Source organism: Rhodococcus sp. 1163 (genome assembly GCF_002091985.1).
Taxonomy (GTDB): domain Bacteria; phylum Actinomycetota; class Actinomycetes; order Mycobacteriales; family Mycobacteriaceae; genus Rhodococcoides.
Genome location: NZ_MKKX01000028.1, coordinates 20,008 through 34,262 on the forward strand (window position 1 = coordinate 20,008; position 14,255 = coordinate 34,262).

A 14,255-nucleotide genomic window follows, 5' to 3' on the forward strand; every position below is an offset into this window, starting at 1 on the left:
TGCGAACGACATACACCGGCGGGCGCACCATGCGCCCGCCGGTGTACGAGGCGATTCAGTCGAAGGTGCGGTGCGGCACGCCTGCCATCAGGCCGCCGTCGACGATGAACTCGGATCCGGTGGAGTAGGAGGACTCTTCGCTGGCCAGGAAGACGACCATGGAAGACACTTCGGAGGCATTGCCGCCACGACCGAGTGGGATCTGCAGGAAGTCCTCGGGGATGCCTTCGGTCATCGGGCTGTGAACGAAGCCGGGGTGAATGGAGTTGACCCGCACGTTCTTCGGCGCCAGCTCTAGTGCAACCGATTTCGTCAAGCCGCGCACCGCGAACTTCGTGGCGGTGTACCCGTGCAGTCCGGGACTACCGCGGAACCCTTCGACCGAGGAGATATTGATGATCGAACCGCCACCTGCGTCGATCATCGACTGAGCGCAGGCACGGATACCGAAAAACGTTCCGGTCAGGTTGATGTCGAGGATGCGCTGCCACTCGGAGGTTTCGTAGGCGGTGATCAGGTTGCCGCCTACTATGCCGGCGTTGTTGACCAGAACTGTGACCGGTCCGAACTTCTCGGTGGTCGCCGCGACGGCTTCGGCCCAGCTCTCTTCCGACGTGACGTCGAGATGCACGTAGTGTGCGGTGTCGCCCAATTCGCTTGCTGCCGAAGCGCCTTCCTCGTCGAGGATGTCGCCCAGGACGACTTGTGCACCCTCGGCGATCATCGCTTTGCAGTGAGCGAGCCCCATTCCGCGTGCAGCGCCGCTTACCAATGCGACGCGTCCGGCCAAGCGATTCATCTAGTTCCTTCGTTTACGAGAACGCAGCGCGTGCCGCTGTAGATGGTGGGCATACAGCGATTGCAATGTATGCAGAGAGAGGAAGTGACTTCCTCCTTCTGCATCCTATTGATCAAATCCGGTTCACGCAGAAGTGCGCGCGCCATCGCCACGAACTCGAACCCTTCGGTCATAGCGAGGTCCATCGTTTCCCGCGTGGAGATTCCGCCGAGAAGGATGAGCGGGAGGTCCACTGCACTGCGGAACTGGCGTGCCTGTTCGAGCAGGTAAGCCTCTTTGTAGGGGTAGGCACGCAGGAACTTGCTGCCCACCATGCGGATACCCGCTCGCTGCGGCTGTGGGAACGACGCCGCGAAGTCGCGCAACGGTACATCTCCACGAAAGAGGTACATCGGGTTCTTCAGGGAACTACCTGCGGTCAACTCGAGCGCATCGAGCGAGCCGTCGCTTTCCAGCCACTGGGCAACCTGAAGGCTCTCGTCGAGCCAAAAGCCGCCCGGTACTCCGTCATCCATGTTCAACTTCGCGGTGACGGCGATCTCGGTGCCTACCTCGGTGCGCACGGCCGACGCTACGGCCCGTGCGACGCGCGCCCGGTTCTCGAGGCTTCCGCCGAACTGGTCGGATCTGCGGTTGAGCGCTGGGCTGAGAAATGAGCTGACCAGATAGTTGTGCCCGAAATGCAGTTCGACAGCATCGAATCCGGACTGCACAGCGATTCTGGCGGCACGGGCATGGTCGGCGACGATGCGATCGAGGTCGGCTGCGCTCGCCGTCCTCGTCAGTCGCAGGCTCAGTGGGCTGATCTGCCACGAGGAGGCCAATGCCGTCGCGCGGTTGGACTGCGAATTCGCAACCGGTCCCGCGTGCCCGATCTGAGCGGAGATGGCGGCGCCCTCGGCGTGGACGGCCTCGGTCAGACGTGTCAGTCCTGCAACAGCTTCCGGGCGCATAAAGATCTGATGGCGGTCGGTTCTGCCCTCGGGCGAGGATGCGCAGTAGGCGACGGTGGTCATGCCGGCTCCGCCGGCAGCGACGGCCCGGTGGAAATCGATCAGTTCATCGGTGACCAGAGCTTCCGGGGTGCGTCCTTCGAAGGTCGCGGCTTTGATGACACGGTTACGAAGGGTGAGGGGGCCGAGATCGGCTGATTCGAATATTTTCATGGCATTACCTTGTCGAGGAAGGGGTTCCGGAAGATTCGCCGTGGGTCGAACTCGTCGAATGCTGCGGAGGCGGACTCCCACTCGGGGTACCGGGATGGGAGTGTTCGGGTCAGGAACTCGGTGTCGGCGTGGGACCGGTCGTCGGTGAACGCCCAGCCCTTCGAGTACTCGGGCCGCATGGTTCCGAGTGAACCTGAAAAGTGTCCATGCATCCACAGTTCCATCTCGCGGAAGAATGCATGCATTCCGGGCGTGCCCGGGAAGGAGACCACGTTCAGCCAGATTGCGGTGTCCCATTCCGGATGGCCGGGCACTGGGGCCACCGCTGAAAGAGACGGCGGGCCCGAGCTTTCCACGTCCACTTCCGTGTCGTGGTCGAGCCCGCACAAACGCACCTCGAACGGGCCGTTGACCGGGTACTGACCCAGTGAGCTGTAATGCGTGAGCCGCTCATCGAGCCAGCTGGTCATGTCGTGGATGATCGTGGCGACATCGGACCTGCGTGCAAGCACGACGCCTCCGCCCGCAGTCACTCGCAACGTAGTGGCGCGGAGGTACAAGCGGACGTTCTTCGACGTGCCCCAGATGTCGCCGGTGCCGGTGAGTGCCATGCCGGCTTTGACTGCGCTGAGCTGCGACGCACCGAATGCGGGTGTGCCGGCCGCGAGCTGTGTCGCCACCACGCCCAATCCGTCGGTGAGCGGCTCGGGGAGCGTATCTGAGAACGCGTAGTTGTACGGTCCGGTCACTTCCCGTGATTGTGCCGGGCGGTTCGGTTCATCGCTCCAGATCTTGAGCCATGGCTCCTGAGTGAACGGGAACCAGATGGCCTCGACGCTTCCGAACTCGGCGAGATACTTCTCGAAAGTCCGACCCGGTGATCCTGCCGGCGCGAACAGTTCCTGCCAGCCGACGTCGAAGGTGCTGAGACATCTGAGACGTTTGTCGGCGCCTGCCTGGAGCGTCACCGAGGTGATGAAGGTCCGGCCCAGGTGGGTGAGCAGTGGGCGAATGGCCGGGTCGGATCGGGTGAAGACCCGCGCGACGTACTCTCCCGCGGAATCGTCCCAGACCACTGCCGTCAGGGCAGTGACGAGATTGCTGACGGTACCGAAACTGGTTCCGGGGACTGCAGTTTCTCCGTCGGCCGGAGGGGTGGCGCCGTGCGCATCGATGGCGAGAGCGCCGCCGATGGTGATGTCGCCGATGGCCGGGATACTCGACCAACCCAATCCGCGGCCTTCGAGTGCGGTCAAGATGGACAGCAGGCTCGCGCCACCCTGAGCGGTCACGGTGGCAGGCGACCCCGTCGGATCCACGCTCACCCCGACCAGGTGCGCGGTCGTGTCGAGGAGAATTACCTTGTCGACGGAATATCCGGGGACGACCGTCAACGGACTCCAACCGTGCATCGAGCCTCGTGCCCGTATCGTGTAGCCGTGCTTCGCGGCCCAGTTGGCCAGCGTCACTACCTCGCCTTCGCCCCGCGGTGCGCATGTCCAGACGTGGTCGAAGACGATCTCTTTGGACCAGTTCACGTAGCCCTGCTGATAGAGGTCGATCCCCCCAGGGAACTCGGGCGGCACCGTAAGCGAGGCCTCGCCGACGGGCGCAGCAGCGGCGGGCGTCCATTGGGACCCCGCGACTGCGGCTGCTACCGCGGTGGCGGCGGCAGCGCCGAAGAAGCGGCGTCGTGACAGCGACCCGTGTACGTTTTGTTCAACCATGCAGTTACCCCTAATTGCAGCAATACGATGCCAGCGGCATCATAATAGAACATAGACGATAAACTGCGAGTGTGACGAAATTTCATGAATCCGGACAGCAGTAGCGGTAAGAGTCGGGCCGGCCGCCCCCGAGACAGCAGCGTCGACGACCGAGTGTTGTCGGCTACCCGCGAGCTGCTGATGGAGCTCGGATGGGAAGAGCTGAGCATGCGCGGCGTCGCTGCCCGTGCGGGCGTCGGTCGCGGCACGATCGATCGAAGATGGTCGTCCAAAGCAGAGTTGGTGTTGCACTCGATCCTCGGAGCGACCCCCGACCTCGAGCCGTTCGACGGTACGGACCCGAACGGTTGGGTGCGATGGGTGGCGACAGGAAGTCGCGAGCTGTTCGCCAAACCGGAAGTGCGCGCAGCAGTTCCGGGTCTGATCAGCACCTTCACTCGTAACGAGGATCTTCGTCGTCAGCTCTGGCAGAGCTTCAGCGGGCCTCCCGCCGAACTGTTCTCCGCGGGTTCATCGCGGGATGCAGCGGACGACGCCGTGCTCGACGCTCGAGCGCTGATCGCGATGGCGGCGGGAGCCTCACTGTTTCTCAGTATCATTGCGACAGAGGATGATACGGATTCGGTTCACCTTCGGATCGAAGAGCTTTTACTTCGCGCGATCGATCAGAAACCCCGGTACCGTGCCGAATAGCGGGCCGCGTCGTCGTCGATGGTGCGTTGCTTGTATGCGGTCAACAGCGCGGGATCGAGCCCATGGGTGACCAGGCGATGACGCTGATAGATCGGTTTGAGAGCGATCATGAAATAGACGAACGGGAGTAGCAGGATCAGCATCATGCCGGCGCGGACGAACAGTGGGCCCGGTACGAGCAAGCATGCGGCCAGCAGCGGGACGAGTGGGACGATGCACCGGGTTGCGTAGTGCCGGGTTGAACCCGGTCCGGTGATGTCGTGGACGACCCAGGCGCTGAACTTCGCGGGCAGTGGCCGCCCGGCGAGGTAGGCGACCAGCTGCCGGATCGAGGGTCGAGGTGTGATGATCATCGATTCGGGTTCCCGGACTCGACGCAATGATGTTCCAGCCGGTGCCGATGAGACTTTTCCAGACCTCTCGGGTAGCCGCATAGGCGCACTTTGAGCCAGTTCAGCTCTTGACGGAGGGCATCGGGGAGTTTGTTGCCACCGATGGTGGCGTACCACTGGTCGATGAGGGGTATTTCTGTGAGAAGTTCGTCGGTGTCGACGGCCAGGGCCGCGTCGACATCGGCTCGATCGATGTCGAGACCGGTCAGGTCGAGGGAATCGGAGGTGGGGACGTAGCCGAGAGGGGTGGACAACGCGTCGACCTTTCCGTCGATTCGGCGCAACGCCCAGTCGATCACCCGAAGGTTCTCCCCGAAGCCCGGCCACAGGAAATCCCCGTCGTCATCACGGCGAAACCAGTTCACGTAGAAGATCTTCGGTAGAGCTCCTGGACGGCTCGAACCGGCCCCGATATCGAGCCAATGCTGGAAGTAGTCGCCGACGTGGTACCCGATGAAGGGCAGCATCGCCATGGGATCGCGGCGCACCACCCCGATGCTTCCAGTCGAGGCTGCCGTCGTTTCCGACGAGAGGGTCGAGGCCAGGAATACCCCGTGCTGCCAGTCGAATGCCTCGGTGACCAATGGCACCGTCGATGCACGGCGGCCCCCGAAGAAGATCGCCGAAATGGGGACTCCGGCTGGATCGTTCCATTCCGCAGCGGCTGTCGGGCACTGGTCTATCGGGGTGCAATAGCGTGAATTTGCATGTGCGGCAGTGGTATCGGATTTCGGTGACCAGTCGTTGCCACGCCAGTCGATCAGATGCTCCGGCTCCTGCTCGGTCATCCCCTCCCACCACACACCGCCGGCGTCGGTCAGGGCGACATTGGTGAATATCGAGTTGCCTCCAGCAATGGTGCGCATGGCGTTCGGGTTCGTGGACATTCCGGTCCCGGGGGCGACGCCGAAGAACCCCGCTTCGGGGTTGACGGCGTAGAGCCGCCCGTCCTCACCGAATCGCATCCAGGCGATGTCGTCTCCGATGGTTTCCGCGGTCCACCCGTCTAGGGTCGGTTCGAGCATCGCGAGGTTGGTCTTGCCGCACGAAGAGGGGAATGCCGCGGCGATGTAACGCACTTCGGCGGCAGGGGAGGTCAGTTTCAAGATGAGCATGTGCTCGGCCAGCCACCCCTCGTCGCGGGCCATCGCCGAAGCGATGCGCAGGGCAAACGACTTCTTGCCCAGTAAGGCGTTGCCGCCGTATCCGGATCCGTAGCTCCAGATGGTTCGCGTCTGAGGAAAGTGCGCAATGTATTTCGTGGTGTCGCACGGCCACGAGAGGTCTTGTTGGCCCGGTGCCAGCGGAGCGCCGACCGAATGAAGTCCTTTGACGAAGTCTGCGTGTGTGCCCATACGATCCCAGATCGGTGTGCCGGTGCGAGTCATCACGCGCATCGATACCGCGACGTATTCGGAATCGGTGATCTCGACGCCGAATTTCGGTGCGACGGACTCGAGGGGCCCCATGCAATAGCCGATGACGTACATCGTTCGTCCCGCCATCGCGCCGCGGAACTCCTCCGTCAGCACCGTCGTCATGTCGAGCGGGTCCATCCAATTGTTCGTCGGCCCTGCATCCGATTCGTTCTCCGAACAGATGAAGGTGCGATCTTCTACGCGCGCAACATCTTCGGGATCGGAGACGCAGCGGAAGGAGTTCGGGGGCTCGCTCAATTCGACGAACGTGCCTTTGGCTACGAGTAGTGCCGTCAGCCTGTCCCATTCTTCCGAGGTGCCGTCACACCAGACGACCCGGTCGGGTGTGGTGAGTTCCGCGACGTCGCTCACCCACATCAGGAGATCGGCGTGTGAAGTCGGTGGGCAGCCGATATCGAGATCGACAGTGCTCGAGGCGGTCATGGGGTATCCCTTCGAGGTGGCATGAGGTTGCCGATTCACAGTTGTCACCGGCTGGGCTGGAGGCCGGATGTTTCGAGATAGTTCAGAGCGCGCGCACAGGCCGCCAGAACTTGTGCGTCGACGCGGGGTAGTGTCCGCCGGTTCAGTGCATCGAGGAGTCCGGTCAGTGCGAGCGAAACGGCCGCAACAGGATTCGATCCGAGAGTGATCGATCCCTCGATTTTCCCACCGACCCGACTTGCCGAGTCGGACAGGTCCACCAGAACATCGTTGTGCGTGAGCAGGCGGCGCAGCGAAAAGTCCTGCGCGTCATGGTTACTCCAACTGGTGACGCTTCCGACTCCACATTCGATGAGTACTGGACCCAGTAGTGGGGCGCGTTCGGGGCAGGCGAGGATCACTTGCCCACGGCTGGGTGAAATGCCGCGGCGGCCCAGCGTGGAGACGACCGACGCTGCCATCGTGGCGGTAGCGAGGTCGATCTCGGTGACGACAGTCGGGCCGCCCCGCACGTCGACGCGACGAGCGATCGCTTCGGAGTGTGCACCGTTCGATCCGACCATCAGGGCGATACCGACGTTCGCGTCGACCCCGCACAGGCGATCGACGATGTCGGTCTCGGTGCAGTCGGCCAGTGGAAGTCGTGTCACACGCAGTGACGTGAGGTTCTCGATGACGGCGGCGTACTCCTCCATGGCAACCCAGCCGCGAATCGAACCGTCAGTTTGCCGAGCTCGCGGGGAGGATTCGCGTAGTCCGACCACAGTCACGGCGCCAGGAACACCTGAAGCCAAGTGTTCCGCATGCCGGTATCGAGTCCTCATCGTGGACCTCCACAGATTCTTGAGTTTCGCATTAATGCACTATGCAGATTGACGGTATTCTTACTTGCGCAATAATGCAAGTAAGGCGAGCTCGTGGTCGATCGAGAGCGAGCGCCCGAATGCGTCGACCGCGGATGAACCGAGAGGGAGTCGATGCTGGGGTCTGTCCGGGCTGTGCGCAGAATATGGGCATGCTGCACCTGCGTATCCTCTCGCCTTCGATGCTGACTCAGGACGTGCTCGCATGTCTTGTCGATAGTCCCGCTGTCAGCGGTATCGCGGTGACACGCGAGGCTTCCGTCGAACCCGTCGGTGACCTCGTCGTCGCCGATATAGCGCGGGAGGGAGCGAACGAGATCATCGATTTCCTACGCGATCTCGGAGTGCATCAGGATGGCAGCATCCATATCGAGCCGGTTCGTAGCTGGCTCTCGCGCTCGGGTTTCGAAGCAGAGAAGCGAACTCCGGGTAGCAGCGCAGACTCGGTGGTGTGGGCGGACGTGGCGCAGCGGTCGTACGACGACACCGAACTGAATTGGACTTACCTGAGTTTCATGGGCATGGCCACGCTGCTCGCATCGATCGCGATCGTCATCGATTCGCAGATCCTGATAATCGGTGCAATGGTTCTCGGTCCGGAGTTCGGGGCTATCGCAGCTCTCGGTGTCGCGCTGGTGCGGAAACGACCTACGCTGCTGGTCCGTGCGAGCAGGACCCTCGTGGTCGGATTCGTTCTCTCGATCGCTACGACCACTCTCTTCGTACTTGTGGCGCGCGCGGTGGGCTGGGTGGTCATCGACGACATCACAGGACCTCGGCCGAGCACCGCTTTCATCTACTCACCGGACAAATGGTCGTTCATCGTGGCAGTCATCGCGGCAGCAGCAGGGGTTCTGTCGATCACCTCGGCGAAGACGGGTGGGTTGTCCGGGGTGTTCATCTCGGTGACTACGGTGCCTGCCGCCGGAAACGTCGCGCTCGGAATAGCATTCGGGGTTGGTACGGAAATATGGGGCAGCACTCTTCAGCTGCTGCTCAATATCACCGGTATGGCGATTGCCGGTTGGGCTACTCTGGCGATTCAGCAGAGCGTGTGGGCACGACTTTCTGCTCGTCGCGCCGCCGCCATCGACCGCTTCCGGAGTCGCTGAGCTCGCCACGAACTACTTCGGAGCTCGGAGCTCCGCGCACATCTTCCGAAACTCCCCGTCATCGGCACGATCCAATGGAACTGCCAAAGCGATACCGTCGCAGAGATTTTCGTACTTCGATGCAAGTGCTGCAGGCAGTTCGGCGTACGTGCATTGGGTGACCAGCACGTCCAGTACGTCATCGGTAATTACGCCAGCGAGATCAGCCCAGTCACCCGAGCGGGACATGCCGGTCAGCTTCTCGCCGACCTCGGACAATCCGAGTGCATCCAGAGCGAGACGATAGGCCGGGGTGGAGTACAGGAACGCAAGTTCTTTTCGCACAGGTTCCCGGGCCGAGGCCACCGTTGCCGCGTCGCGACCGGTGATCGTCTTCGGGACCGCGATGATGCGAGGCCTTCGGCCGGCACTTTCGAGGTAGGGGATGGTGATCTCTTCGAGCACTTTCTGATGCGAACACGTGGGATGAACGACAAAGCCGTCGGCTATCTCGCCGGCGAGCCTGCACATCCGTGCATTGACTCCACCTGTCCATATTTCCGGCGACGGGACGTCGATCGGACCCGGATTGAAATATGGCTGCAAGCGATCGAACGTGTAGTGCGTGCCCTGGTAATCCAACGCGGTTCCGTCACGAAATGCTCCGAAGATCGCCCGAACAGCGCCGATGTAGTCCCGCAGTTGCGCAGCAGGGTCTGTCCACGGCATCGAATACCGCCCGACGATGTTCCCCCGCACCTGAGTCGCCAACCCCAACTGGAACCGGCCACGGGAGAAGCTCGCCAAATCCCAGGCCGCCAACGCCGTCACCATCGGGCTACGCGCAAACGCCACCACCATCGACGTCCGGACGGCCAGCGTGGAACTGTGCTCGACGGCGAGAGCAGCGACCGCGAACGGATCTCGGACGGTTTCGGAGATGTGCACGGTGTCGAAACCGAGATCCTCTATGCGCTTGACACGTTCTGCAACCTGGTGCAGAGGGGTGTCGGCGGGTAGTGAAGAAACTAGTTCCATGTCGATTCAGGTGCTCCAGATGCTCGTGCCACGCGACGCTGTCCCTAGCGACCTTACGGCCGGCTGGTCACGCACCCGGTCGCGGGACGTCCTTCTCCCATCTGGCCCGCCGCTCGGATTCCGACTGCTCCCACCACGGTGTGCCACGTTCTCCCAGAGCGACTTTCGCGGCCTGCACCCCTGCTCGGGAGGCGGCGGCGCCCCCGGTGGAGCGAACGTCGCGTCGCCAGGCCATGAGAATCGACCGTAGTTCAGCGTTGCGGTCCTCGGGAATGGAAGGATCAGTCGCTCTCCAGCGCCGACCCTCGATCACGATGAAGTGGCCATCTTCGGTGTACTCGCGGTCGTCACTCATCCTGCCTCCCAGCTCCAGCCAGTCACAGCCCTCATGTCCTCGATGGTGCCAGAGCTGTCCGACGGTCCTGGCCGGAGGCGGTGTTGGATGGATGAGCAGTGGGTATGTGTGATCCGGTCGCGAGTGGCGCGGCGGAGGAGTGTGACAAGCATGGCTGGATTCGACCGATGATGCTGGCGCGAATGGACGAGTTTCAAAGAAGGCATCCATCGGCGGGATTTCCGCTGGCAGTGGTGTACAAATTCCTCGACGACCGCGGCGGATACCTCGCCGCCCTGATCGCGTACTACGCGTTCTTGTCGCTGTTTCCGCTACTGCTCTTGTTCACCACGCTGCTGGGCATCGTGCTTGCCGGTAATCCGGACCTGCAGGCCAGCATCCTCGACTCGGCGATGAGTCAGATACCCGTCATCGGAGATCAACTCGGCGAACCGGACCGTCTCAGCGGCGGTGTGACGGCAATCGTCATCGGCATAGTCGGCTCGCTCTACGGCGGGCTCGGCATCTCGCTCGCCGCGCAGTACGCGATGAACACCGCTTGGTCCGTTCCGCGCAACGAGCAGCCAGACCCGCTGCGCGCACGATTGCGGGGTCTACTGCTGCTCAGCACTGTCGGTACGGCCATCATCGGGCTGACCGTTCTCAACGCCGTCGCATCCTCCGGCGTCTTCGGGTTTGCAGGTGGCACGCTGGCCTTGATCGGCGCCGTCGTGGTCAACGCCGCAGTCTTCTCCGTGGCGTTCAGGATCGGAACGCCACGTCCGCTGACCCTCCGGGACGTACTGCCGGGGGCAATCGTCGCCGCAGTGCTCTGGCAGGCACTGCAAGCGTTCGGAGGGATCTACATCCGATATGTGGTGGGAAATGTCAGCACCAGCAACGGAGTCTTCGCGATCGTGCTCGGTCTGCTCGGATTCCTTTATGTCGCATCGATACTCATCGTTCTCTGTATCGAGATCAATGCCGTTCGAGTCGACCGACTGCATCCTCGTGCGCTACTGACGCCGTTCACCGACAACGTCGAACTCACCGAGGGTGACAAGAAGTCCTACACCGGCCAGGCAGAAGCGCAGCGGAACAAGGGGTTTCAGGACATCGTCGTCACCTACGAAGACTAGCGGGTGCTTGCAGTCCTACGCGGAGGTGACCGAGTCGCCGAGTAGCGCAGACAGAATCCGCGACAGGGTAGCGAGGTCTGCCTCGTTCAGGTCGGACAAGGCAGCAGGCGGCGTTCGAAGGACTTCGTCCGCCACGCGCGCGAGTTCACGCCCGGAACCGGTGAGGGCAACGACGCGTCGACGTCGGTCGAACGGGTCCTCCGTGCGTCCGAGGTGGCCTCTGGCTTCGAGATCGCGAAGAGTGATCGACAGGTACGGCGGATCGGAGCCGAGTTGTTCGGCGAGTTCGCCCGCCGAGAGCGGTCCGTGCAGGAGTCGTCGGAGAACTTTCGTTCTGAAGAAGCTCTCTCCGGTCGCGGCGACGACGGCGCGGTGTGGATCGGACACCTCCAGGACGAGCCTGCGCATGTCGGCCCAGACGTCGGGGGCGTTCACGAGACCAACTCCTTCGAGCGGGAGGCGACGGCGTGTGCGGTACCGCGCGCCCACCCTCCGGTGGTGACGACTGCCAGAATCAGCACCAAGACACCGGCGCACAACATGACGGTCCAGGCAGGTCTCGCAGCGTCGATGAAACCGTCCTCGAAGCTGCCTACCAGACCTGCGGTCACAATCGATCCGACGACCGCGACTCCGAGCGATTGGCCGACCTGCCTGCTCGTCGACGCGATTGCCGATGCCACACCGGCCTGACTGCGCGGCATGCCCGATACCGCTGTGTTGGTGATGGGGGCGTTCACCACGCCGAAGCCGATACCGAAAATGATGTAGGACACCGCGAGCCAGCCGAAGGACGTGTCCGCAGTCAGACGGGTGAGCATGGTGGCAGAGACGATGAACCCGACCCCGGCGACCACCAGTGAGATGCGCGGCCCGCGAGATCCGGTGATGCGTCCGGAGATCGGGGCGAAAACGAGGGTCATCAAGGCCATCGGCAAGGTGTACAGGCCGGCGTGCAGTGGGGAGTAGCCACGGACGTCCTGCAGATACAGGGTGTTGAGGAACAGGAAGCCACCCAGTGACGCGAAGGAGCACACGGCGATGATCGTGGCGCCGCTGAACGGGACGCTGCGAAAGAACGACAGTTCGATGAGCGGTTCGGTGCGTCTGGACTCCGTCAGGATCAGCCCGACGAGCGATGCGAGGGTCACCGCGCCCGTCGCGAGGATGAGCGGGGAGGTCCAGCCCAGTGCCGATCCCTCGATGATCGTGAACACCAGACCGGCGAGCAAGGCGATCATCAGTATCTGACCCGCGGGATCGAACCTGCGCGCATGGAGTGCCTTGGATTCCGGGATGTATTTCCACGTCAGTGCCAACGCGAGAAGTCCGATCGGGACGTTCACCCAGAAGATCGACTGCCACCCTGCAGACGTCACGAGCACCCCGCCCAGCAGCGGTCCCGCAGCCATCGACACGCCGACGACGCCGCCCCAGATGCCGATCGCCCCTGCGCGTTCCTTGGGGTTGTCGAACGTGTTGGTGATGATCGACATCGCGACCGGATTCATCATCGATCCGCCGACGGCCTGAACCATGCGGAATGCCACCAGCCAGCCCAGCGACGGCGCGACACTGCACAGTAGCGATCCGAGGATGAAGGATCCGGTGCCGATCATGAAGATCTTCTTGCGACCGAAACGATCCGCGGTAGAGCCGCCGAGCATCAACAGCGATGCCAGGACGAGGGTGTACGCGTCGATGATCCATTGGAGACCGGACACCGACGAGTTCAGCTCGGCCCGAATCGACGGAAGTGCGACGTTGACGATGGTGTTGTCGATGCTGACCAGGAAGAGGCTGAGGCAGCAGATGCCGAGCACGAGGTATCGGCGCTGTGACGAAGGTTCTGTCATATGGACCGCCCCGATAGTTGTACGCCTACAAATGTTAGTTCGAGTATGAATACTCGGGGCGTGCTTGTGCAAGCGGCTAGTTCGAGGTTCCCTGATCGAGGACCTGCCAGAGCGGATCGCTGGGCCCGATATCGAATGTGCACTCGGTCGGTCTCGGGTCCGGAACGAACGCCCACAGCAGTGCCCCGGCGGTACCTGCCGCCCGCTGACCGTTGATTTTCGCTTCGATATGTGCGGCACGATCTTCCACAGTCGAACAGGATCCCGCGAGTTCGCCGATCTCGGCCACCAGAAGTGGCTTGCCGACCTCTGCCGTCTGAGTGATCCGACGCTGGAGTCCGTTCCACTGATCGCCGGGCAGTGCGACCCCGTCGGCGCCGTAGTCGTGGTACTGGAGAACATCGACGACGGGTGACTGTGCCAGATAGCGGTATTCGTTGCCCTGGCTTCCGCATTGTCCGCCGCCGGTGAGCCCGGCGGTGATCAAGGTTCGTGGGTCGAGGGTGCGCACTCGTGCGCCGGCGGTATCGAAGAAATTGCGCAACACCTCGTCCGCGTCGGAGGTACAGGTTCGATTCTCCCAGGAGCAATTCGCGTCGGTGCAGGTGCTCGTTTCCGGTTCGCCGACGAGCTCCCATGCGGCAAGTACGGGCGAATCCTTCCAGCGCGCGACGGCGGTGTCGGCCCACTGCTCGAAGCTCAGAAGCGCTGTTGCGGTGGGGGAGGGCGGTGGCGTCGTCCAGCCGTCGATGTACCACTGTCGGTCCTTGAAGGCGTTGTCCTCGCAGGCACCGTCCTGAGGTGACAGGACGGGGACGAGAAGTTGATCGTGTGCTTCGGCTGCGGCGAAGACTGCGTCCATGGGGCCGAAGTCGAGCTTCCCGGTGAAGCGGTTGATCGCGAGCGCTTGAAACGCGTTGAACCGCGTCAGCGAGTGTGCAGGCAGGGCCGCGAAGTAGCTGTCGAGATCGACCATGGCCCCGCATCCGGCATTGACGGACCAATCCGTCGCCAGCTGGTAGGCATTGAATCCCGTCGGCCACCACGGTGCGCCGTCCAGTGCCAGGCCGTCGGTGCTCGCGCTCACGCGGGCACCCGGCGCCGGAGCAGCGTCTGTCGGTTCTGCACCGGTGACGGCGACGAGCAGGCCAGCGCACGCCAGGACGGCAGCGACTCGACAGAAACGAACCAGGCTGTGCATAGACCAGATGATAGGCCTGTGTATTTGCAGTCGGTAATTCCGCTCCCGGTGAACGACATATCGACGCTAGTTAGCCATTCGAGCCCGGTAATTC

At 62.7% G+C, this 14,255-nt stretch carries 14 protein-coding genes; 3 read left to right on the forward strand and 11 right to left on the reverse strand.

Features of this window, described 5'->3' with window-relative positions; all coding sequences use genetic code 11:
• Positions 1 to 55: 55 nt before the first annotated feature.
• The 3 genes from BJD99_RS11515 to BJD99_RS11525 are packed head-to-tail and all read right to left on the reverse strand — an operon-like array spanning position 56 to position 3,692.
• Entirely contained in the window at positions 56 to 799 is a 744-nt protein-coding gene (locus tag BJD99_RS11515; RefSeq protein WP_084346987.1) for a glucose 1-dehydrogenase, read from the reverse strand.
• On the reverse strand, positions 796 to 1,965 hold the full coding sequence (locus BJD99_RS11520) for an NADH:flavin oxidoreductase (protein ID WP_084346988.1): 1,170 nt from the start codon (positions 1,963 to 1,965) through the stop codon (positions 796 to 798). The genes BJD99_RS11515 and BJD99_RS11520 overlap by 4 nt, the downstream gene beginning before the upstream one ends.
• The gene (locus tag BJD99_RS11525) at positions 1,962 to 3,692 is read right to left on the reverse strand and encodes a cholesterol oxidase substrate-binding domain-containing protein (RefSeq protein WP_084346989.1); all 1,731 of its coding nucleotides are present in this window, start codon (positions 3,690 to 3,692) and stop codon (positions 1,962 to 1,964) included. Before BJD99_RS11525 ends, BJD99_RS11520 begins: the two co-directional genes overlap by 4 nt.
• Before the next feature lie 84 nt (positions 3,693 to 3,776).
• Between BJD99_RS11525 and BJD99_RS11530 the strand changes: the two genes are divergently transcribed.
• On the forward strand, positions 3,777 to 4,385 hold the full coding sequence (locus BJD99_RS11530; protein WP_084346990.1) for a TetR/AcrR family transcriptional regulator: 609 nt from the start codon (positions 3,777 to 3,779) through the stop codon (positions 4,383 to 4,385).
• Here the strand turns inward: BJD99_RS11530 and BJD99_RS11535 are convergent.
• From BJD99_RS11535 to BJD99_RS11545, 3 genes are read right to left on the reverse strand one after another with little or no spacing between them, the layout of a single operon-like run.
• Positions 4,358 to 4,738 carry a DUF5313 family protein gene (locus BJD99_RS11535; RefSeq protein WP_084346991.1) on the reverse strand — a complete coding sequence of 127 codons (381 nt, stop codon included), beginning with the start codon at positions 4,736 to 4,738 and terminating at the stop codon, positions 4,358 to 4,360. The genes BJD99_RS11530 and BJD99_RS11535 overlap by 28 nt on opposite strands.
• Entirely contained in the window at positions 4,735 to 6,639 is a 1,905-nt protein-coding gene (locus tag BJD99_RS11540) for a phosphoenolpyruvate carboxykinase (GTP) (protein WP_084346992.1), read from the reverse strand. The genes BJD99_RS11535 and BJD99_RS11540 overlap by 4 nt, the downstream gene beginning before the upstream one ends.
• A gap of 44 nt (positions 6,640 to 6,683) precedes the next feature.
• Positions 6,684 to 7,409: a hypothetical protein gene (locus BJD99_RS11545; protein WP_143542130.1), complete on the reverse strand. Its 726-nt coding sequence runs from the start codon at positions 7,407 to 7,409 to the stop codon at positions 6,684 to 6,686.
• 245 nt (positions 7,410 to 7,654) lie between these two features.
• Between BJD99_RS11545 and BJD99_RS11550 the strand changes: the two genes are divergently transcribed.
• Complete coding sequence (locus BJD99_RS11550; protein ID WP_084347103.1) at positions 7,655 to 8,614, forward strand: DUF389 domain-containing protein; 960 nt, start codon at positions 7,655 to 7,657, stop codon at positions 8,612 to 8,614.
• Between the two features lie 12 nt (positions 8,615 to 8,626).
• Here BJD99_RS11550 and BJD99_RS11555 read toward each other — a convergent pair whose 3' ends face one another.
• Together BJD99_RS11555 and BJD99_RS11560 are read right to left on the reverse strand one after the other, a co-directional pair.
• Positions 8,627 to 9,631, reverse strand: coding sequence for a TIGR03617 family F420-dependent LLM class oxidoreductase (locus BJD99_RS11555; protein ID WP_084346994.1), 1,005 nt, complete (start codon positions 9,629 to 9,631; stop codon positions 8,627 to 8,629).
• A 67-nt stretch (positions 9,632 to 9,698) separates the two neighbouring features.
• Positions 9,699 to 9,986, reverse strand: coding sequence for a hypothetical protein (locus BJD99_RS11560; RefSeq protein ID WP_084346995.1), 288 nt, complete (start codon positions 9,984 to 9,986; stop codon positions 9,699 to 9,701).
• A gap of 170 nt (positions 9,987 to 10,156) precedes the next feature.
• Between BJD99_RS11560 and BJD99_RS11565 the strand changes: the two genes are divergently transcribed.
• A complete protein-coding gene (locus BJD99_RS11565) occupies positions 10,157 to 11,104 on the forward strand; it encodes a YihY/virulence factor BrkB family protein (RefSeq protein WP_084347104.1) in 948 nt (315 codons plus the stop codon).
• Between the two features lie 15 nt (positions 11,105 to 11,119).
• On the opposite strand, the gene BJD99_RS11570 is transcribed toward BJD99_RS11565, so the two are convergent.
• From BJD99_RS11570 to BJD99_RS11580, 3 genes are all read right to left on the reverse strand, one after another.
• Positions 11,120 to 11,539 carry a MarR family winged helix-turn-helix transcriptional regulator gene (locus tag BJD99_RS11570; RefSeq protein ID WP_084346996.1) on the reverse strand — a complete coding sequence of 140 codons (420 nt, stop codon included), beginning with the start codon at positions 11,537 to 11,539 and terminating at the stop codon, positions 11,120 to 11,122.
• On the reverse strand, positions 11,536 to 12,960 hold the full coding sequence (locus BJD99_RS11575; RefSeq protein ID WP_084346997.1) for an MFS transporter: 1,425 nt from the start codon (positions 12,958 to 12,960) through the stop codon (positions 11,536 to 11,538). The genes BJD99_RS11570 and BJD99_RS11575 overlap by 4 nt, the downstream gene beginning before the upstream one ends.
• A 76-nt stretch (positions 12,961 to 13,036) precedes the next feature.
• Positions 13,037 to 14,161 carry a beta-mannosidase gene (locus BJD99_RS11580; protein ID WP_143542131.1) on the reverse strand — a complete coding sequence of 375 codons (1,125 nt, stop codon included), beginning with the start codon at positions 14,159 to 14,161 and terminating at the stop codon, positions 13,037 to 13,039.
• Between the last annotated feature and the right edge of the window lie 94 nt (positions 14,162 to 14,255).